This is a genomic window from Flavobacterium sp. HJJ (assembly GCF_015351475.1).
Taxonomy (GTDB): domain Bacteria; phylum Bacteroidota; class Bacteroidia; order Flavobacteriales; family Flavobacteriaceae; genus Flavobacterium; species Flavobacterium marginilacus.
Map to the genome: position 1 here is coordinate 1 of NZ_JADKPR010000081.1, position 614 is coordinate 614.

General features: G+C 33.1%; 1 protein-coding gene. It reads right to left on the reverse strand.

Annotated elements, in window-relative coordinates:
• Positions 1–146 precede the first annotated feature (146 nt).
• Positions 147–584, reverse strand: a complete 438-nt coding sequence (locus IRZ80_RS20820) for a DUF4844 domain-containing protein (protein ID WP_317174801.1) — start codon at positions 582–584, stop codon at positions 147–149.
• Positions 585–614: the final 30 nt, after the last annotated feature.

Consider the following 614-nt stretch of genomic DNA (forward strand, 5'->3'; position numbering starts at 1 on the left):
TAACGTTCTGGCGCTTGGCGAGGTTGGGGAATAAAGATGCGTAATTTTTCCATTATGCACAAATCTTCCAAATACAAAACTAAATTCAAATTAAGCCTAAAACCCCAATCTCGCCAAACGGCTGTTATAGGGCGTTTTTTTAACCGTTATTTTTTCGTCGGGTCAAACCCATACATAAAATTATTCAAATGTCCGCCAGAGCTTTCAAGTCCAACAATATCCATTATTTCTTCAAAATAACCACAAACTCTTTCGCGGTCTTCTGTGTCAAGGTTTATGTATACATCCGAAAATCTGTCAAGTCCGTTTTTAATAGCATTTTGATAATCTTCGTCAGTTCCGTTTCCAGTTTCTGCAATTTTTTTAAAGTCGTCAACTGCAAGATTTAACTTTTCGGTTAAAATAGGTTTAAGTTTTGGGTCAGCAATTCCAGAATAAAATATTTTAGAGTCTTCTATGAATTTTTCTTTGCTTTTAAATTCTTCAAATTTTGTCATTGCTTTTTCAGGTGTTTTTATTTGTCCTTGTCCACAAGAAGTTAAAAGGAGTAATGTAATTCCGAAAATTGTATTTCTTATTTTCACTATAGTTTTTTTTAAAATGCCCTATAACGT